This is a genomic window from Klebsiella sp. 141251 (genome assembly GCF_050600725.1).
GTDB classification, from domain to species: domain Bacteria; phylum Pseudomonadota; class Gammaproteobacteria; order Enterobacterales; family Enterobacteriaceae; genus Klebsiella; species Klebsiella aerogenes.
The window spans coordinates 56948-75915 of record NZ_JAQIRG010000009.1; the positions used below are offsets into that span (position 1 = coordinate 56948).

The following is an 18968-nucleotide window of genomic DNA, read 5'->3' on the forward strand; positions in this document are numbered from 1 at the left end:
ATTAGCGGCAAACCGCTTCAACCTGACTTAAACCAGCGGTTTTGCCTTCCCGCGGTGGCAGCGTGAATGGAGCGTTACATTGTTGGTTAGAACTTTTTCCCCACTGCACGTTGAGCGTTCAGGTTGGTTGCAGCCCGGACATATAGACCATCCCGGCATCGCTGACGATACTGGCCTGGCTTTTCGTATCACCAGCCAGTAAGACCATAGCGCCATAAGGAACATCATTGCCGCTGACAGTTTTCAGGTGAATAAAGGCGCGCTGCCCAATCTTGCCGTCGTAGTTGGCCCGCACGATAGCGCCGCGAGTCGGCACCACGGTTTGCGTTGTTTCCGGTAGTTCCATATCATCGCCAAGCGTGGCGGTGTCGAGTGTGATATCGGTGCGACGATAAGGGGTAACATAAGGCACAATGGCATAGCCGCGATAGTCGGTTGAAATGGTGTTATCGGTGCTCAGTTTGACGTCATCCAGCCCTGGAGCCTTAACCAGTACGGCTGCATCGGTAATGTCCTGACCTAAAGTGATGCCGTCGGCGTGCGCGACAATACTGCCGTTGGCACCATAATCAATACGTTGGCTATCGCGATCGTAGCTATAACCGGCGTTAACACTTCCTTGAGAACTGTTATAAGTGGCGCGCATGTCGCCGCTGTAATATTCGCGGTTGCTGTATCCTTGCTGAATACTCCAGTCCAGACTATCGTTTTCCAGTCCGACGCCGCCGATTGCAACCGATTGATCCGTTGAGCCTGGATTGCTATTTGTGAGCTGGTAGCTGGTATAGGTGCCAGGAAGCCAGTTGCTGATCGGTAGGGTAACGGTCAGGGTTATACGCTGATCGTCCTGGGCATCTTTATTAGAGCTATTGCCGCCCCAGGTGTAGCGGCTATAGCTATAACCCAGGTAGAAGTTCACGTTTTTAAACCCACCGTTATAGCCAACGCTGATAGATTTATTGGTGCGTTTATCATCCCAATAATCCTCTACCAGACCACTAATAGAGAGGCTTCCGAGCCCTTTACCCAGGCTTTGGTTGAGTGTCAGGTTGGTTCGATTGCGTAATGAACGGGTGGTATACTACCGTCATTAGCATAGCTATCCAGCACCTCGGATAAAGTGTTAAATCCCTCAGTAGAGTACCGGTAGCCAGCGATGGTAATGTTGGTTCCGGTATCAAGGATGTTTTTACCGTAGCGGATTCGCCAGGACTGTCCCGAAGTCTTTTCCCGATCCTGCATTTTTGACCAGGCCTGGGTGACATCCGCTGACGCGGCGCCGAAATCGCCGAGGTTATAGCCGAGACCGGATGACAATGCCTGATAATGTGAGGCCATTTGCATCCCGCCGTAGGCCGTCAGGCTACTGGATACACCGTAGCTTATCGTTGCTTGGGTGAATGGCGTTTCATGGACACCGTCATCATATGGACGATATTTACCTGAAGTGATTTCATATTGCAGCTGGCCTTCGCGTACCATCACCGGCAGCGTGGCGAACGGCACGATGAATTCTTGCTTTGAGCCATCCGATTCTTCTACCGTAACGTACAGATCGCCGCTACCGCCGCTTGGGTACATATCGGTGATTTCAAAGGCGCCGGGCGCGACGTAGGTCTGATATACCTGGTAGCCATTCTGCTTAACGATCACCCTGGCGTTGGTTTTTGCAATCCCACGGATAATTGGCGCATAGCCGCGAAGGCTCTCCGGCAGCATGGAAGTATCCGTTGCCATTTGAATCCCGGTAAACGGCACGCTATCAAAGATACTGGAAAGCGAGGAGCTTTCACCCATTACCAGATTACTATTAAGAGGGCGAATGCTGCGCTGCATGTACAGGTAAGCTGATTCCCAGTTGCTGGATTCACCTTTCGTTTTATTCCATGTGCTCAAATTTCGGATACGCCATGGACCAAGATTTAAACCGGACTGGAGGTTAAGGCTATAGTATTCATCTTCTGATTCGAAATCATTCGAGCCGCTGAACTGGTAATTCATTAACAGCGCGTTAATACCTTCATCAAATTGATCTTCCGGAATAAAGCCTTGCACGACGGTGGATAATGCTGCCTGTGGTATAGAGATATTTAACCGTTGTGCAGTAAAATCGAAATCCGCTTTTGTATCCGGTATTGCTGTTAGATTAACGCAGTTATTGGCATCTTCTTTCAGCGCTGGGAAGGATTTCACTCTGACACCATATTCCGCCAGGTCTTTAAGAGTGAAACAGGGGGCTAATTTGATATCATCACTCTTGTCGGTAGTATGACTATCAATAACAAACTTGATGGTACGGGTATCCAGATATTGGCCATTGAAGACAATATCCACCCGATAATCCCCGGGTGCCTGAGCGTTCCTGGCTTCAAAAATAGATAAATCTGGGGCGTTTGAAGGATCGCTACCATTCAATGAATTGATGAATGAGGGATCGAAGAAATCACGTGCTTGCGCTTTGTTATCCAAACCACAAAAAAACGCTGGCAACAAAGTGATGCAGAGCGTTGATAGTTTGAATAGCTCTTTATTTTTATTTTGCATAAACACATCCCTATAACGTTAATAAAAGTTCCCAATTACAACGGTGATGAATAGAGCGATCCAGCCCCACCATAATCATTAACTATTTTCCATGTCACGCTTGATGCGTTTATATTTCCCTTTAACGTTACTTCTTTTGTTTCCATCGGTGGGACCGTGTTTACTTCATTTTTTATTTCGGCACTGCCAATTTTTATTGTGTTGAAGTAATAGAAGAAAGGTGTCGGGTTTTTAATGAACAATTTATTGCCTGATTTACTCCATTGGAGTTTTGCCGCTTCCTCATTCGGTTTCATATCAAACAGCGATTTTGGCCGATACACCAGACGCATACGGTGGCGAACAGCCAGCTGAATCGTATTGTTTTTGGCGTTGGTCTCATCAGCGGGCGGGATAGCCATAACGTTGAAATAAAATACAGATTCACGATCGGTTGGCGCTGTGACATTATTGGTTGAAAACAAACGCACGGTATTTTGCTGTTTTGCTTCAAGTCGGAATAGCGGCGGAGTAGCCGTGAAAGATGGTGTTTGCCCTTTTGGGGTCTCAATCCAGGACTTAATTAAGTAAGGAATACCGTCTTTGTTCTCTATCTGGGCGGTGATTTCGCGGGCACCCTCTTTGTAGAGATAGCGAGTTGACTCGATGACGATGCCAGCATGTGCAAAACCGCTAATCAATAAAAAAAAGGGAATGAAAAGTTTAAATACGGTGCTTAACATAGCATTTCTCTAAACGGAAAAAAGGGCTCGCCAGACGGCGAGCCCTTTAAAATAGAATTAGATGGTGTAATCGATAGTAAAGGTTGCAACGCCTTTAACTGGACCTTCGGTTACAGCAGTTGTGGCATTTACTTTCACATAACCAGCATAGTAGTTCAGGGAAGTGACGGAACCATCAGTGTAGGTTTCAGACATGGTGTTGGAACCATCGAACTTAACACGAGAACCGTCGCTTACTTTCGCGATACCGATACCGATACCAGCTGCGCCGTCGTCAGCGGTGTTGTCCAGAATGGCCGCATCGCTGCTGGTTGTACCAGTAACAGCAACAGTCAGGCCAGTTGCCGGATCGCTGCTGCCTTTGGCGCAATCAGAAACATCAAAACCAAACTTCTGGCTTTTGAAAAGGGTGTTTGCAGCCTGCGCGTTCGCTTCGCTGGTGGTAACAGAAGTCAGACGAACGATGCCGTTGTTCAGAGTACCTGTCGGGGTGACTACGCAAGAAGAGGAGGAGTCATTGACTTCACCCAGAACGGTCACTTCAGCAGTGTTAGCTGCCATTGCCTGAGCGCTCAGAACTGCAGATGCAGCAACCATAACAGCTACGATTGTTTTTTTCATTTATTTGTCCATGTATAAATACGTAATCCTTGAAATAGATATCGCTCTAATTGCTAATTATTGGTTTGTCTAATTATCCGATAATTGCCCAAGAACTACACTATCCCATCTCTGTACTCCTTGTTGTCCCTTAGGCTAATAAGCAGATGGTGGCCTGCATTTAGCTTAAGACGGGAGCACTGAGGAATCTAATTCGCCGTTAGGGAAAATGCATGTGAATTTTAATTGAATAAATTTTTTAATGTTCAAAGGAACGATTCACATTTTTATTTGAACTATAAGTGATAGCGTTGATTCGATGAATGTTGTGCGGTGTCTCTGGCTTCCATTCAGTTTAAATATCATGTTAGTCTTATCCTGGATGCAAAATCGAGACTCAATGATTGATATGTGAAGCCATCTAATAGCAGGCCTGTTCAAGGCTATTCGCTCAACATTAAAGATGGAATTTCATTAATTTCATGTTTATTTCACATAGCTAATGAAAAAGGGAAGACATTATGGCATTTAGTGAATTCATCATTAACGATGAAGTTATTTTTGATGTGAATATGAGTGAGTTGCGAACTGTTAATGAAAATGGCACTACCGTTAACTTAAATGGGCCGACCGCTCGTTGTTTATTGTTGCTAATAGAAAGTAATGGAAGGATCATTTCACGTGAGGAATTTCTGGAAACAGTCTGGAAAACAAGGGGGGTAATAGTTGCGCAAAACACCTTTTACCAAAATATATCATTGCTCAGAAAATCACTGGTAAAGGCTGGATTATCTCAGGATATCATTATTACCGTCAGACAACGCGGATTTATCCTTGCTACGGATGCTGTGATCACACCAGTGACCAAAGCGGAAGAGGTGAAAGCGAGTCTATCAGCGAATGTAGAGGATCCTGTAAGTGATAGAGAGTGCGAGGAGAGTGAAAGGTACGAAGTTATAGATACTGTAAGTGATAATCGAATCGAAAGTCGCAGAGGGACAGCATTTAAATTACCCAGATGGATTGTGGTGATGTTTATTGTTATGGTTGCAACCAATATACTTTCACTGCTTTTTTAGATGTCTTATTAGCGCATCATTTAATAGATACGCGTATATATAATTATAAATGTTAAGCAAACACTGCCTTCTGGATAACGCTGGTGAAAAATTTTATATCTATTATTTGCCAGGCAAACGCATTTGTCATTTAGGTATCTGCCGGACAGGGCCGGCAGAAAAACTTAGTTTTGTTGCTTTAAACCTAAATCCAGCGGCGTTTTACTCGGTTCGCCGCCTATTTCACGTGCCAATCTTGGCACCATATATCCGGATACCAGCGTTAATAGCTCACGCATGATGGCACGAGCTTCCTCGTCTTCTACCATGAAATGAGCCGCGCCCTGGACTTTATCGAGCACGTGCAGGTAGTAGGGCATTACCCCGGCATCGAACAGCGCATTACTGAGATTCGCCAGGGTTTGTGCATTGTCGTTAACACCGCGCAGCAGGACGCTTTGGTTGAGCAGCGTCACGCGCGCTTGCCGTAGCAGCGCCATTGCCGCCCGGAATTCCGGGCCGATCTCGTTGGCATGATTGATATGGTTAACTAACAATATCTGCAGCGAGGAGGCGCTAAAGCGAGCCGTCAGCCCTTCGGTGATCCGCGCCGGAATGACAATCGGCAAGCGGCTATGGATGCGTAACCGTTTAATATGCGGGATAGCTTCCAGTTGCGTCAGCAGCCACTCCAGTTCGTGGTCTTTCGCCATCAACGGATCGCCGCCGGAGAAAATAATCTCATCTAATTGCGGATTGGCGGCAATGTACTCCAGCGCCGCCTGCCAGTTGCGTTTATTACCCTGGTTCTCGGCATAGGGGAAGTGACGGCGGAAGCAGTAGCGGCAGTTGACCGCGCAGCCGCCTTTCACCAGCAATAGCGCCCGGTTGCTATATTTATGCAGTAGGCCGGGCACCACGCTGTGTTGCTCTTCCAGCGGATCGGTGGAAAAACCAGGAGCGGCAATAAACTCTTCTTGCGCGGTAAGTACCTGACGAAGAAGAGGATCGTGGGGATTTCCTTTCTCCATTCGTGCAATAAACGCGCGCGGCACGCGCAGCGCGAAGAGACGCTTCGCATCACGTCCCGCCAATAGGTTTGCATCTGTTTCCAGATCTAAAAGATGCAATAGTTCATCGGGACTGGTCACAACATCGGCAAGTTGCGTGATCCAATCTTCTCTGGATGGGGTATTTAGGGTTACAATATGCGCCATTTTGTGGCTTAGCTACCAAGTTAAACAATTTCAGAGGGCCTTATGGCGACTTACTATAGCAACGATTTTCGTGCTGGTCTTAAAATCATGATGGATGGCGAACCGTATGCGGTTGAAGCCAGCGAATTCGTTAAACCAGGTAAAGGTCAGGCATTCGCACGCGTTAAGCTGCGTCGCCTGCTGACCGGCACCCGTGTAGAAAAAACTTTCAAGTCCACCGACTCTGCAGAAGGCGCGGACGTTGTCGATATGAACCTGACTTACCTGTACAACGACGGTGAGTTCTGGCACTTCATGAACAACGAAACCTTCGAACAGCTGTCTGCTGATGCTAAAGCTATCGGCGACAATGCTAAATGGCTGCTGGATCAGGCTGAGTGCATCGTAACCCTGTGGAACGGTCAGCCTATCGCTGTGACCCCGCCTAACTTCGTTGAACTGGAAATCGTTGAAACCGATCCGGGTCTGAAAGGCGACACCGCAGGTACTGGCGGCAAGCCGGCGACTCTGTCCACTGGCGCTGTGGTTAAAGTTCCGCTGTTCGTTCAGATTGGCGAAGTCATCAAAGTAGATACCCGCTCCGGCGAATACGTATCTCGCGTGAAGTAATTCATGCTTTGAGACGGTGGGCGCAGCCTTGCTGCTGCGCCTTCAGTTTCGCGCCAGAACTAACATGAACCAGATGCTCAAACTTCTTGCCTTGCTGCTGCTCAGCGGCGCGCTGCTTACTGGATGCAATACCGCCCGCGGTATTGGCGAGGATATCCAGGGGCTGGGGCACGCGATTTCTCACGCCGTTAGCTAGTCTCATTTCATCTGCCTTCCCTGCAATTCATTTTGCTCAGTTCACCCTGAACCTCTTTTTCTCTTAAAAAACGCGACTATCCCTTCATTCTGAATCAGTTTGGCTATGCTTATAGGGCAAGAAAACAAAAACTGTTTATAAGGATGATATTATGGTGAAAAAAACGATTGCGGCGTTCTTTACTGTTTTGGTCCTTTCCTCTGTGCTCACCGCATGTAACACCACGCGTGGTATCGGTGAAGACATCTCTGACGGCGGCAGCGCTATCTCTGGCGCGGCGACCAAAGCTCAGAATTAAACATTACCGGTACGGCCTTGCGCCGTACCGGTCTTCACATTCACGGCGCCGTTGTTTATAATCCCGGCGTTTTCAACCACCTTGCGGGACGACCCGTGAGCGTATCTCATTCGGGGACGGCCCCATTACTGGAGCCTTATGTCCTGGATCATTCTCTTTATCGCCGGTTTGCTGGAAGTCGTGTGGGCCGTCGGCCTCAAATATACCCATGGATTTAGCCGTCTGCTGCCAAGCGTGATTACTATTGCTGCTATGGTCGTCAGTATGGCGCTGCTATCGTGGGCGATGAAATCACTGCCGGTGGGTACCGCTTATGCGGTGTGGACCGGGATCGGCGCCGTTGGCGCAGCGATAACCGGCATTGTGCTGCTGGGCGAATCCGCAAGCCCGATGCGTATCGCGAGCCTGGCCTGTATTGTGATCGGCATTATCGGGCTGAAAATGAGCGCGCATTAATAGCGCTGATTAACCCAAATCAGTTTGCTTACGTCGAAGCCCTGTCGGGTGGCGATATCCAGCATCTGCTGTTTCACCTGCGGCGAAATCTTCGGCGTGCGCGCCAGTAGCCACAGGTAATCACGATCCGGCCCGCAAACCAGCGCATGGCGGTACTCTTTATCCAGCGCAATGACGTTGTAGCCGCCATAGAAGGGGCCGAAGAAAGAGACCTTCAGCGCCGCGCGGTTGGGATCGCCGGTGAACCAGGCAACGCCGTCTGTTTTCTGCCAGATGCCGCGGTCAGGGTTATAACCTTTATTGACCACATCAATGCCGCCATCGCCGCGCAGGCTGTAAGTCGCCGTAACCTTTTCCAGCCCGCTTTCGAAATGATGATCGAAGCGGGCGATTTCATACCAGGTGCCGAGGAAGCGTTGGCTTTCAAATGGGCTGACGACGGTCACGCCAGCGGGAGGAACGGGATTGCTGCACGCAACGCTCAGCAATGACGCGATAACCACGGTTAACACTGGCAGCAGACGCATAGGTATTTTCCTTACCGCTTTTTCTCTAAGTGTAGATAGCGGCAGGAAAAAAGTAGGGTGATTTTGTCGATAAGCGAGCCCGGTAACAGATTGCTACCGGGCGAGATGTTGCATCAGATAAATAACACGCCGACCAGGGTGACGACGGTTAAAATCGCCGCCAGGCCATAGAAGACCCATTTGCCGTTCGGCACGTGGATTTTCAGGTCATGCATCGCATGGTGGATACGGTGCAGGCCGCACCACAGCGGCAGAACAATCATCAGGAAGATAAAGAGGCGACCGATGAAGCTATGGGCGAAGGCGTAAACGCGTTCGTAGCTGAAAGCATCGCCAGGCGCGAGCCCCAGCGGCAGTAGAATGCCGACCAGCAGCACCATCACCGGCGCGATAATCGCCCCCCACATACCGCCTGCGCCAAATAGCCCCCAGAACACCGGTTCATCGGAACGTTTTGGATTGGGATTAATCATATCAGCCTCCTTACCAGAACAACGCGACAAACAGGATCACGATGCTGACCAGCGCCGTAACCGCCCACAGCCCTTTAATCAGCGGCTCAGGCCCCATTTTCTCGCCTTTAACAATGATGTTGGCGGCTTTCGGCGCCAGCTCAAACCAGGTTTTGGTGTGCAGCAGCGCGGCTGCGAGGGTGATCAGGTTGAGGATCACCACAATCGGGTTTTGCAGGAAGGCCACATAGCCATCCCAGCTTTCGGCGCCGTGCTTGAGGGCGAACAAGCCGTAAATTAGCACGATGCTGAACCAGACCGTCGGCACCGCCGTCCCTTCACGCAGCATATAGAAGCGATAAAACGGCAGCTTCTTCCACCAGGTGGAGGTCATGGGCCGCACGTAGGGTTTGCGTTTAGTCGTCATAGTGCACTCCTTAGCGTGGTTTCAGGGTGGCGATCAGGAAGTCTTTCGAACTTTCTACCTTACCCTGCTGAATGGCGGCCGCCGGGTCGACATGCTTCGGACAAACTTCGGAGCAGAAGCCAACGAAAGTACAGCTCCACACGCCGTTCTGGCCGTTGAGCTGCGCCATACGTTCCTTTTTGCCGTGGTCGCGGCTGTCTTCGTTGTAACGATGGGCGAGGGTGATCGCCGCCGGGCCAATGAACTCCGGATTCAGACCAAACTGCGGACAGGCGGCATAGCACAGACCACAGTTGATGCAGCCGGAGAACTGATGGTATTTCGCCATCTGCGCCGGAGTTTGTTTATTTGGCCCCTGATCCGGCGTGCGGTTATTTCCGATGATATACGGCTTAATCGCTTCCAGGCTTTCGATAAAGTGGGTCATATCGACCACCAGATCGCGCTCAATCGGGAAGTTGGCCAGCGCTTCGACCTTCAACCCTTTGGTATAATCGCGCAGGAAGGTTTTACAGGCCAGTTTGGGCACCTTGTTGACCATCATGCCGCAGGAGCCGCAGATCGCCATGCGGCACGACCAGCGGTAGCTTAAATCCGGCGCGAGGTTATCTTTGATATAGCCCAGCGCGTCGAGCAGCGAGGTTTGTTCGTCGTAGGGGACTTCATAGAAAGCGCTGTGCGGCGCGGTGTCGACTTCCGGGTTGTAGCGCACCACTTCAACTTTCAGTTTGTTCATCTCAGCCATGGGTCGTCTCCTTCTTCTCAGCGGCTTCCGCTTCGGCGCCATAGACGCGTTTAGCAGGCGGCAGAGTGGTAATCTTCACATCGCCATACTCCAGGCGCGTGCTGCCGTCGGCCTCACGGAAGGCGAGCGTATGCTTGAGGAAATTGACGTCGTCGCGTTCAGTGCAGCCTTCATCGAGGCGCTGGTGGGCGCCGCGTGACTCTTTACGCGCGATAGCGGAGTGCGCCATACATTCGGCGACGTTGAGACCATGGCCCAGCTCAATGGTGTAGAGCAGGTCGGTATTAAACACGCTGGAGGTGTCGGTGATACGCACGCGCTTAAAGCGCTCCTGCAGCTCGGCCAGCTTATCGATGGTTTTCTGCATCAGCTCCGGCGTGCGATAGATACCGCAGCCTTCTTCCATCGACATACCCATTTCATCGCGGATTTTGGCCCAGTTTTCATTGCCCTGCTGGTTAACGAGATCTTTAAGACGGTTTTCAACGTCGTTGACCTGCGCATCCAGCGCCGCGTTGTTGGCTTCGCCCGCGGCCATTGCGCGCTGCATGGCTTGCTCACCGGCAAGGCGGCCAAAGACCACCAGCTCGGCGAGCGAGTTGGATCCCAGACGGTTGGCGCCATGGAGACCGACGGAGGAACATTCTCCGACGGCGAACAGGCCCTTGATGCGGGTTTCGCACTGTTGGTCAGTTTCGATGCCTCCCATCGTGTAGTGGGCGGTCGGGCGCACCGGAATGGGCTCTTTCACCGGATCGACGCCAACATAGGCTTTCGCCAGTTCGCAGATGAACGGTAGGCGTTCAAGCAGTTTCTTCTCGCCGAGATGACGCAGGTCGAGATAAACCACGTCGCCGCGCGGCGTCGGAATGGTGTTGCCTTTGCGCCACTCGTGCCAGAAGGCTTGAGAAACTTTATCGCGCGGGCCGAGTTCCATGTATTTGTTTTTCGGCTCGCCGAGCGGCGTTTCCGGCCCCATGCCGTAATCCTGCAGGTAGCGATAGCCGTTCTTATTCACCAGAATACCGCCTTCGCCGCGGCAGCCTTCGGTCATCAGGATCCCCGAGCCCGGCAGGCCGGTTGGGTGATACTGGACGAACTCCATGTCGCGCAGCGGGACGCCGTGGCCCAGCGCCATGCCCATGCCATCGCCGGTGACGATGCCGCCGTTGGTGTTATAGCGATAGACGCGGCCAGCGCCGCCGGTAGCCATGACGACCGCATTGGCGCGAATTTGCACCAGCGTGCCTTCCATCATATTCATTGCCACCAGGCCGCGGGCCTGGCCGTCATCGACCAGAATATCCAGCACGAAGTGCTCGTCGAAACGTTGAATTTGCGGGAACTGGAGGGAGGTCTGGAAGAGGGTATGCAGCATATGGAAGCCGGTTTTATCGGCGGCGAACCATGTACGTTCGATTTTCATCCCGCCGAAGCGGCGAACGTTGACGCTGCCGTCCGGGCGGCGGCTCCACGGGCAGCCCCACAGCTCAAGCTGGGTCATTTCCGTGGGGCAGTGGTGTACGAAATAGTCTACGACATCCTGTTCACAGAGCCAGTCGCCGCCGGCGACGGTGTCGTGAAAATGGTATTCAAAGCTATCGTGATCCTGCGCGACCGCCGCAGAACCGCCTTCGGCGGCGACGGTATGGCTACGCATTGGATAGACTTTTGAAATCAGTGCGATTTTGGCTTTTGGATTAGCCTGCGCAGCGGCGATGGCTGCGCGAAGACCTGCTCCGCCTGCGCCAATGACGACAAGATCGGCTTGAAAAGTTTGCACGACATTCCTCCAGTTTTTGTGTATTTCGCCGCCGGGCTGGCGAAAAAGTATCACTGCTCCTTTATAGGTAAATGAGTATAGCCATAGGGATGTTGGGGAAAATTGACGCGTTCGATTTTTTTATCAATCCGTGCGCTGATTTATCAATTTTATTTATGCAATTAAGTTAGCAATAAATTATCAGGATGTAATATCGCCGCCGGATTGCACAAAATTTGTTTCACTCGACGGTTGCGAGTAGACTTCGTGCCCTTGTATGAAATCGGAGAAAAGTACCATGAGCGAGACGGCAACCTGGCAGCCGAGCGCATCCATTCCAAATCTGTTAAAACGTGCGGCTGTAATGGCGGAAATTCGCCGTTTCTTTACCGACCGCGGCGTGCTGGAGGTGGAAACGCCTTGTATGAGTCAGGCAACGGTGACCGATATCCACATGTTCCCGTTTGAAACCCGTTTCGTCGGCCCCGGCCACTCTCAGGGTCTGAATCTGTATCTGATGACCAGCCCGGAATACCACATGAAGCGGCTGCTGGCCGCCGGGTGCGGGCCGGTATTTCAGCTGTGCCGAAGCTTTCGCAATGAAGAGATGGGCCGCCACCACAATCCAGAGTTCACCATGCTGGAGTGGTACCGTCCGTGCTACGACATGTACCGTCTGATTAACGAAGTTGACGATTTACTGCAGCAGGTGCTCGAGTGCCAACCCGCGGAAAGCCTCTCTTATCAACAGGCCTTCCAGCGCTATCTGGAGATCGATCCGCTGTCGGCGGACAAAACCCAGCTGCGTGAAGTGGCGGCAAAACTCGATCTCAGTAATATCGCTGATACGGAAGAAGATCGCGATACGCTGCTGCAGCTGCTGTTCACCATGGGCGTAGAGCCGCACATCGGTAAAGAACGTCCGACTTTCGTCTATCACTTCCCGGCAAGCCAGGCTTCGTTGGCGCAGATCAGCACCGAAGATCACCGCGTCGCCGAGCGCTTTGAGGTCTACTACAAGGGGATGGAGCTGGCGAACGGTTTCCATGAACTAACCGACGCGCGCGAACAACAGCAGCGTTTTGAGCAGGACAACCGCAAACGTGCGGCCCGCGGCCTGCCGGAGCAGCCCATCGACTATAACCTGTTGGCCGCGCTGGAAGCCGGCCTGCCGGATTGTTCCGGCGTCGCGCTGGGCGTAGACCGCCTGGTGATGTTGGCACTGGGGGTAGAGACCATCGGCGAAGTGATCTCGTTCACCGTCGATCGCGCCTGATTAACTGCGCTTCCCTTTCATGAGGAGAGGGAAGCCGTTTCCCGCCGTTAGCGTTATCCCCTTCATTCAAAGATTTTTACAGTTCTCCCGACTGCATTAGCCCTAATAACCACAATTTCAAACTGGAATATTGCTAGGATCCGCGTTCTATTTCTGCTTACCTGGCGACGTCGTTCGGCGACGCTCACGTTTGGATCGATTTATGCCTCAACAAATCAAGAAGATGAGCCTGATTGGGCTGATATTAATGATCTTCACTTCGGTGTTTGGCTTTGCCAATAGCCCTTCGGCGTTTTATCTGATGGGTTATAGCGCGATGCCGTTTTATCTTTTCTCGGCGCTGTTTTTCTTTATTCCTTTCGCCTTAATGATGGCGGAGATGGGCTCGGCATATCGTAAGGAAGAGGGCGGGATCTATTCGTGGATGAACCGTAGCGTCGGGCCGCGCTTTGCATTTATTGGCACCTTTATGTGGTTTTCATCCTATGTGGTGTGGATGGTCAGCACCGCGGCGAAAATTTGGGTCCCGTTTTCGACTTTTCTGTTCGGCGCGGATAAAACTCAGAGCTGGGCTTTTGCCGGCTTAACCTCGACGCAAACCGTCGGCGTACTGGCCGCCTGTTGGATGGTGCTGGTGACGCTGGTGGCGGCGAAAGGGATAAATAAGATTGCCAAAATTACCGCCGTCGGCGGTATCGCGGTGATGTGCCTGAATCTGGTACTGCTGCTGGTGAGCGGGGCGATTGTGCTACTGAACGGCGGTCATTTCGCCCAGCCGCTGGATTTCACCGCGTCGCCGAATCCAGGATATCAATCGGGTCTGGCGATGCTGTCTTTCGTGGTGTTCGCCATTTTCGCCTATGGCGGGATTGAAGCGGTCGGCGGGCTGGTGGATAAAACCGAGAAGCCGGAAAAGAACTTTGCCAAAGGCATTATTATCGCCGCGCTGGTGATTTCGATCGGCTACTCGCTGGCCATCGTGCTGTGGGGCGTCAGCGCCAACTGGCAGCAGGTATTGAGCAACCACAGTACCAACCTCGGCAATATCACCTATGTGTTGATGACCAGCCTTGGAGCAACGCTTGGACAAGCGCTGCATCTGTCGCCGCAGGCGGCGGCGCTGACCGGCGTATGGTTTGCGCGCATTACCGGGTTGTCGATGTTCCTGGCCTATACCGGCGCATTCTTCACCCTGAGCTATTCACCGCTGAAGGCGATTATTCAGGGGACGCCGAAAGCGCTGTGGCCGACGATGATGACCAAAGTCAACGCCAATGGTATGCCGGCTAACGCCATGTGGCTGCAATGCCTGCTGGTGAGTCTGTTTATTCTGCTGGTCTCTTTCGGCGGCGATACCGCCTCGGCGTTTTATAACAAGCTAACGCTGATGGCTAACGTCTCGATGACCTTGCCGTATCTGTTCCTGGCGATCGCGTTCCCGTTCTTTAAGGCCAAAGCCGAGCTCGATCGTCCATTTGTGATGTTCAAAAGCCGCATAAGTACGCTGCTGGCAACGACGATAGTGGTACTGGTGGTAGCGTTCGCCAATATCTTCACCGTTATTCAGCCGGTGATGGATTCCGGTGACTGGAACAGTACGCTATGGATGGTCGGCGGGCCGATTTTCTTCTCGCTGTTGGCATTAGGGATCTACGAGAACTATCGTCAGAGAACGGCGGTACAGGTAGCCCTGGCGGAGGGTTAAGAAAGAGAATGCCCGGTGAATCGCTCACCGGGCTAGTTAGTGCTTACAAACTTCCTGGGGTACGGCTGCTTTTACCCGCTGAGTTCAGCGGCTGACTGCTGCGCAGACCATCCAGGCTTTCCAGACGCATCTGGAACGGTGGGAACGGCATGTCGATGCCGTGCGCGCGGTAACCTGCCAGAATCAGCTGATGCAGCTCATGACGCAGCGGCATACGGTGGCCCATCTCGGCGGCGTAAATACGCAGCTCGAAAATCTGAATCCCCTGCTGCAGGTCAACGAGAAACGCTTCCGGCGCCGGGGTATCAATCACCAGCGAGCAGCGATGAGCGGCGGTCAACAGAATCTGTGTAACCTCTTCCGTATTGGCCTCCGCGGGCGCCGGGATAGTCAACACCACACGGGTGACCGAATCCGACAGCGACCAGTTGATGAACTGTTCGGTGATGAACGCTTTGTTCGGCACGATGATTTCTTTACGGTCCCAGTCGCTGATGGTGGTGGCGCGGGTATTTATTTTCGTCACGCTACCGGTCAGGCTACGGATAGTGACCGTATCGCCGATACGGATTGGTTTCTCAAACAGGATGATCAGGCCGGAGATAAAGTTGGCGAAAATTTCCTGTAGACCAAAACCAAGACCGACGCTGAGCGCCGCCACCAGCCACTGCAGTTTCGACCACTCAATACCAATCATCGAGAAGCCAACCAGTCCGCCGATCAGCATCAACAGATATTTGGTGATGGTGGTGATGGCGTAGCCGGTACCCGGCGTCAAATCCAGATGTTGCAGAATCGCCAGTTCCAGCAGCGCCGGGAGATTGCGCACCAGCTGGGTGGTGATAATCAGCACCAGAATGGCGATCAATACCGCGCCGAGGGTAATGGGCTCAAGACTTTCAACCCCCTGTACCGTGGAGGTCACGTCCCAAAGCGAGATATTTTCGAGGAAGCCGAATGCCGAGTGAATTTCCGACCACAGGATAATCACCGACAGCAGGGCTATCAGCATCAGCAGCGAACGGACCAGGCGCAGGGACTGGGTACTGATGGCGTCGAGGTCGACTTCGCTGACTTCCGCTTCGACCGAGCCTTCGGTGCTGGTGGAGTGGGCGGTATCTTCTTCGCCGCGGGCGCGCTGGGCGAGGATTTCCGCCCGGCGGTGTTTGGCGCGATCGAAGGCCAGACGCCGACGCTGAATCAGCATCCAACGGCGGATGATATGGTAGACCACCAATAGCAGGAACCAGATGGCGACCGAGGTTTCCAGTCGCGCCAGTAGCGCCTGCGAGGTGGCAAGATAGCCCACTGCCGCCGCCAGCATCGCGATCAGCGGCGCGCCGAGCAGCAGGTTCCACAGCAGACGGTTCACCATGTTCTCGCCGTCGCCCGCTTTATCAAGATACAGCGGGATCCCGGCGTGCTTCAGGCTCAAGGTAACCAGCGCCAGCGCGCCGCATATCAGCATGAAGCACAGGCGGCCCAGAGAGGCCGAGAATTCACGGTCGTTGAGATTATCGAACATGATCAGCGCCATAATCAGCGGTACGATCAACCCGATGCTCATCAGGTAGTAACGCATGGCTTTGGCGACGCGGTTGCGCGGCCAGCCGAAGTGGGCGATGAACAATCCATTCGGCCGGGCGAAGGTGGCGCAAATCATCACCACCCATAGTAGCGGCACGGTGGCGGTCACGCCGTCGCCAATGGCGACCGCCAGCGGGAAGGGCCAGGCCGCCTGCAATCCATAGCCGAGCGTCATCCACAATACCGGCAGCGGAGATGCCACCAGAATTGACCAGAACACGGTGCGCAGCGTCAGCCAGAAGTGATCCTGAGTCACCTTACCGATCCGCGCGCTGGAGCGCTCAAGGAAGCGGGTAAAGTGGCGGCGCGAATAGATACTGAAGCCCACCAGTACCAGCGCGCCAAACAGCGGGAACAGCGTCTCTTTGCTGGTCAGCATCATGACGCTGGCCTTGCCGAGCTGGTTGATGGTATCAAGCGAGATCAGACGACGCAGATCCTGCACCACTTCCAGCGGCCAGGAGAAGCCAATCGGGCTGACGTCCGAGGTCCAGAACAGATAGCGGTGGGTTGCTTCGTTAATCTCTTTCAGCGCGTCTTCTAACTGGCCGTTGGCGACTTTCAGTTTCGTCAGTTCGAGCAGCAGGGTATCGCCGCCGCGCAGCAGCGAGTTAAGCAGCTCGCTCTGGGTACGCAGCTGCGCCTGCAGGATGCGGTTTTGTTCCGCGGTGAGCGGTTCGCCGTCGGCCTGGCGAATCAGACGTAATTGCGCCTGCTTGCTGAGCAGGTCTTCGTAATGCAAGCGCTGCACGCGCAACTGGGCCGTTTCAGTATCCAGTTGCTGGGGGCGCGGGCGCTCCGGCAGACGGGCGACCTGGGCGCGAAGCGCTTCGCCGAGTAGATTCGATGATCCCAGCCACTGCGACTGTTCGCGTAGGGTGTTCAGCGCCTGGCGCACCTGGAGCGTTTGATTGGTTGCCTGCCGCTGCTGCGAGGCAACCAGATCAAGGCGCTGGACCTGCTGGTTGAGCGCCTGCGATAGCTCGCGGTTAATTTTGAACTGGTCGATGATCCCCGGCGGCAGGTTTTCGCTGTTTTCCGCCAACAGCTCGGTACTCTCCAGCGCCTTTTCCGCTTCGCGTTGGCGCTGGCTGTTCTGCTGATTGCGCAGCGCCTGCAGGTAGGCATCGAGTTGTTCGCTCTGTTTCTGCGCCAGCTCAGAGCGGATGCGCGACAGCTCCTGGCGGTTGTTAGCGGAGAGTTGGGCCAGATCCAGCTCGTCGACCAGCGCTTTCAGACGCGCGGATTCCGCCTGCAGGCCGAGATTTTGCGCCTGCGCCAGCGGCGTATTGCCGGGCTGCGCGCCGATGCGGCGTTCAATTTCGTTAAGCTTGCGGCGGGCGTCGGTTTGCTGTTGAGGCAATTGGTTGAGAGAGTCGGCAATTTCCCGCGCCCGATCCTGCTCCTGCTGCGCCTGGCGGCTGGCTTCCAGAAGCTGGCTGCTGACCTGCAGGATCTCCTGATTCAGCGCGTCGGCGGTGAGGGCGGTAGGTACCTGGTGAGGCGTTTCGCTGACATTCGCTAACTGGGTGCGGAGAGTTTGAAACAGTTTGGGGAAATTATCGATAACATCCTGGTACTGGCGAGCACGCTCAACGGAGGCATTGCGCTCTTCCAGCGCATTCAACGCGGCTTGCAGGACCTCAACGGTTTCAGGCTGGGCGGGTTTCGCCGCCTTCGCCTGTTCCAGTTCCTGGGTGATTTGTTTGACGTCCGGGGCCGTCGCTGCGTACGCCCCGAAGCTGAGGCTCAAGGCCAACAGAAAAGTGTATATCAGGCGCACGGCGTAACCCTTTGTCGTCAGGAATTAACCTTCGTCTTGTTTGTCGTCAACCAGCGGGCTGGCGCGATGTTCGGCGCGGATCTCTTCTTCCGGCAACGGCGCAGGTTCCGCGGATATGTCCGCTTCTACGGCCGCCGCCAGCGGTTCGCCGATTTTGGTGACTGACAGGCTTTGCAGCTGTTCAACCAGCTTCACCTGGCCTGGCGCAAACAGGTTAATTACCGTTGAGCCCAGCTTAAAGCGCCCCATCTCCTGACCCTTCAACAGCGCAACGGAGCCTTCGCTTTCGCCCGCAGGCCAGGTCCAGCGCTTGATAATGCCTTCGCGCGGCGGCGTCACGGTGCCGGACCAGACGGTCTCGATGCTGCCAACAATCGTTGCGCCCACCAGAATCTGCGCCATTGGACCGAATTCAGTATCGAACAGGCAGATGACGCGCTCGTTGCGGGCAAACAGGTTCGGTACGTTTTGCGCCGTCAGGTGGTTGACCGAGAACAGATCGCCCGGAACGTAGATCATCTCGCGCAGGATGCCGTTGCACGGCATATGCACGCGGTGATAATCGCGCGGTGACAGGTAGGTGGTGGCGAAGCTACCGTTACGGAACAGGTCGGCCATCTGGTAGTTACCTGCCAGCAGGGCCTCCAGGGTGTAATTGTGGCCTTTGGCCTGCAGAATTTTGTCATCTTCGATAGCGCCAAGCTGGCTGATAACGCCGTCAGCCGGCATCACCAGTACGTTGGGATCGGTGTTGAGCGGGCGAACGTCATCACGCAGCGGGCGGACGAAGAAGTCGTTGAAGGTGCGGTAAGCGGCGGTATCCGGCTTCTGCGCCTCTTTCATATCGACCTTGTAGTATTTGACGAACAGATCGATAACCAGTTTAGTCAGCCAGCCTGCTCGTTTACTTGCCCCCCAGCCTGCGAGGCGGGTGAGCCACAGTTTAGGCAGAATGTATTGCAGTGAGAGTTTAAACGAGTTTAACAAGGTAGCCTCCAGGCCGT

17 protein-coding genes and 1 pseudogene are annotated in these 18968 nt (G+C 53.5%); 7 read left to right on the forward strand and 11 right to left on the reverse strand.

The genetic code is table 11. The annotated features are described in order from the left end of the window. Position 1: 1 nt before the first annotated feature. The 3 genes and pseudogenes from PGR09_RS19325 to PGR09_RS19335 all read right to left on the reverse strand — a co-directional run bounded on the left by PGR09_RS19325 (position 2) and on the right by PGR09_RS19335 (position 3887). Positions 2–2544 (reverse strand): annotated as a pseudogene (locus PGR09_RS19325) (fimbria/pilus outer membrane usher protein). A 35-nt stretch (positions 2545–2579) separates the two neighbouring features. Next, on the reverse strand, positions 2580–3266 hold the full coding sequence (locus tag PGR09_RS19330) for a fimbrial biogenesis chaperone (RefSeq protein WP_045396422.1): 687 nt from the start codon (positions 3264–3266) through the stop codon (positions 2580–2582). Between the two features lie 57 nt (positions 3267–3323). Then, positions 3324–3887, reverse strand: a complete 564-nt coding sequence (locus PGR09_RS19335) for a fimbrial protein (protein WP_430916433.1) — start codon at positions 3885–3887, stop codon at positions 3324–3326. A gap of 500 nt (positions 3888–4387) precedes the next feature. On the opposite strand from PGR09_RS19335, the gene PGR09_RS19340 reads away from it, so the two are divergent. Beyond that, positions 4388–4945, forward strand: a complete 558-nt coding sequence (locus PGR09_RS19340) for a winged helix-turn-helix domain-containing protein (RefSeq protein WP_047078495.1) — start codon at positions 4388–4390, stop codon at positions 4943–4945. 164 nt (positions 4946–5109) lie between these two features. On the opposite strand, the gene epmB is transcribed toward PGR09_RS19340, so the two are convergent. After that, entirely contained in the window at positions 5110–6141 is a 1032-nt protein-coding gene (gene epmB / locus PGR09_RS19345; RefSeq protein ID WP_045396412.1) for an EF-P beta-lysylation protein EpmB, read from the reverse strand. Positions 6142–6183: 42 nt separating this feature from the next. Between epmB and efp the strand changes: the two genes are divergently transcribed. The 4 genes from efp (at position 6184) to sugE (ending at position 7700) form a co-directional block, all read left to right on the forward strand. Further along, positions 6184–6750, forward strand: coding sequence for an elongation factor P (gene efp / locus PGR09_RS19350; RefSeq protein WP_003855940.1), 567 nt, complete (start codon positions 6184–6186; stop codon positions 6748–6750). 64 nt (positions 6751–6814) lie between these two features. Next, on the forward strand, positions 6815–6946 hold the full coding sequence (locus PGR09_RS19355; protein ID WP_047066041.1) for an entericidin A/B family lipoprotein: 132 nt from the start codon (positions 6815–6817) through the stop codon (positions 6944–6946). Between the two features lie 151 nt (positions 6947–7097). Then, a complete protein-coding gene (gene ecnB, locus PGR09_RS19360; RefSeq protein ID WP_015368653.1) occupies positions 7098–7244 on the forward strand; it encodes a lipoprotein toxin entericidin B in 147 nt (48 codons plus the stop codon). A gap of 138 nt (positions 7245–7382) precedes the next feature. Then, positions 7383–7700: a quaternary ammonium compound efflux SMR transporter SugE gene (sugE, locus tag PGR09_RS19365; RefSeq protein ID WP_045380130.1), complete on the forward strand. Its 318-nt coding sequence runs from the start codon at positions 7383–7385 to the stop codon at positions 7698–7700. Here sugE and PGR09_RS19370 read toward each other — a convergent pair. From PGR09_RS19370 to frdA, 5 genes are all read right to left on the reverse strand, one after another. After that, on the reverse strand, positions 7697–8227 hold the full coding sequence (locus PGR09_RS19370; RefSeq protein WP_047046300.1) for a lipocalin family protein: 531 nt from the start codon (positions 8225–8227) through the stop codon (positions 7697–7699). The genes sugE and PGR09_RS19370 overlap by 4 nt on opposite strands. A 113-nt stretch (positions 8228–8340) precedes the next feature. Then, positions 8341–8700, reverse strand: a complete 360-nt coding sequence (gene frdD, locus PGR09_RS19375; protein WP_015368650.1) for a fumarate reductase subunit FrdD — start codon at positions 8698–8700, stop codon at positions 8341–8343. A gap of 10 nt (positions 8701–8710) precedes the next feature. Beyond that, positions 8711–9106, reverse strand: coding sequence for a fumarate reductase subunit FrdC (frdC, locus tag PGR09_RS19380; protein WP_045396402.1), 396 nt, complete (start codon positions 9104–9106; stop codon positions 8711–8713). A gap of 10 nt (positions 9107–9116) precedes the next feature. Beyond that, the gene (frdB, locus tag PGR09_RS19385; RefSeq protein ID WP_045362546.1) at positions 9117–9851 is read right to left on the reverse strand and encodes a fumarate reductase iron-sulfur protein; all 735 of its coding nucleotides are present in this window, start codon (positions 9849–9851) and stop codon (positions 9117–9119) included. Then, positions 9844–11634 (reverse strand): fumarate reductase (quinol) flavoprotein subunit, encoded by a 1791-nt coding sequence (frdA, locus tag PGR09_RS19390; RefSeq protein WP_032713498.1) that lies wholly within the window; start codon positions 11632–11634, stop codon positions 9844–9846. The genes frdB and frdA overlap by 8 nt, the downstream gene beginning before the upstream one ends. A gap of 277 nt (positions 11635–11911) precedes the next feature. Here frdA and epmA point away from each other — a divergent pair, with 277 nt between their 5' ends. Continuing rightward, positions 11912–12889 (forward strand): elongation factor P--(R)-beta-lysine ligase, encoded by a 978-nt coding sequence (gene epmA, locus PGR09_RS19395; protein WP_045380118.1) that lies wholly within the window; start codon positions 11912–11914, stop codon positions 12887–12889. A gap of 202 nt (positions 12890–13091) precedes the next feature. Beyond that, the gene (gene yjeM, locus PGR09_RS19400) at positions 13092–14594 is read left to right on the forward strand and encodes a glutamate/gamma-aminobutyrate family transporter YjeM (protein WP_380377811.1); all 1503 of its coding nucleotides are present in this window, start codon (positions 13092–13094) and stop codon (positions 14592–14594) included. Between the two features lie 43 nt (positions 14595–14637). Here yjeM and mscM read toward each other — a convergent pair whose 3' ends face one another. Then, positions 14638–17964, reverse strand: coding sequence for a miniconductance mechanosensitive channel MscM (mscM, locus tag PGR09_RS19405; RefSeq protein ID WP_213797877.1), 3327 nt, complete (start codon positions 17962–17964; stop codon positions 14638–14640). A gap of 24 nt (positions 17965–17988) precedes the next feature. Continuing rightward, positions 17989–18951: an archaetidylserine decarboxylase gene (gene asd, locus PGR09_RS19410; protein WP_063414415.1), complete on the reverse strand. Its 963-nt coding sequence runs from the start codon at positions 18949–18951 to the stop codon at positions 17989–17991. Between the last annotated feature and the right edge of the window lie 17 nt (positions 18952–18968).

Coding starts and splice junctions, on each gene's coding strand:
- sugE (WP_045380130.1), top strand. CDS start 7,383: ATGTCCTGGATCATTCTCTTTATCGCCGGTTTGCTGGAAGTCGTGTGG.
- epmA (WP_045380118.1), top strand. CDS start 11,912: ATGAGCGAGACGGCAACCTGGCAGCCGAGCGCATCCATTCCAAATCTG.
- frdD (WP_015368650.1), bottom strand. CDS start 8,700: ATGATTAATCCCAATCCAAAACGTTCCGATGAACCGGTGTTCTGGGGG.
- frdC (WP_045396402.1), bottom strand. CDS start 9,106: ATGACGACTAAACGCAAACCCTACGTGCGGCCCATGACCTCCACCTGG.
- PGR09_RS19340 (WP_047078495.1), top strand. CDS start 4,388: ATGGCATTTAGTGAATTCATCATTAACGATGAAGTTATTTTTGATGTG.
- ecnB (WP_015368653.1), top strand. CDS start 7,098: ATGGTGAAAAAAACGATTGCGGCGTTCTTTACTGTTTTGGTCCTTTCC.
- PGR09_RS19355 (WP_047066041.1), top strand. CDS start 6,815: ATGAACCAGATGCTCAAACTTCTTGCCTTGCTGCTGCTCAGCGGCGCG.
- PGR09_RS19330 (WP_045396422.1), bottom strand. CDS start 3,266: ATGTTAAGCACCGTATTTAAACTTTTCATTCCCTTTTTTTTATTGATT.
- yjeM (WP_380377811.1), top strand. CDS start 13,092: ATGCCTCAACAAATCAAGAAGATGAGCCTGATTGGGCTGATATTAATG.
- PGR09_RS19335 (WP_430916433.1), bottom strand. CDS start 3,887: ATGAAAAAAACAATCGTAGCTGTTATGGTTGCTGCATCTGCAGTTCTG.
- efp (WP_003855940.1), top strand. CDS start 6,184: ATGGCGACTTACTATAGCAACGATTTTCGTGCTGGTCTTAAAATCATG.
- PGR09_RS19370 (WP_047046300.1), bottom strand. CDS start 8,227: ATGCGTCTGCTGCCAGTGTTAACCGTGGTTATCGCGTCATTGCTGAGC.
- epmB (WP_045396412.1), bottom strand. CDS start 6,141: ATGGCGCATATTGTAACCCTAAATACCCCATCCAGAGAAGATTGGATC.
- frdB (WP_045362546.1), bottom strand. CDS start 9,851: ATGGCTGAGATGAACAAACTGAAAGTTGAAGTGGTGCGCTACAACCCG.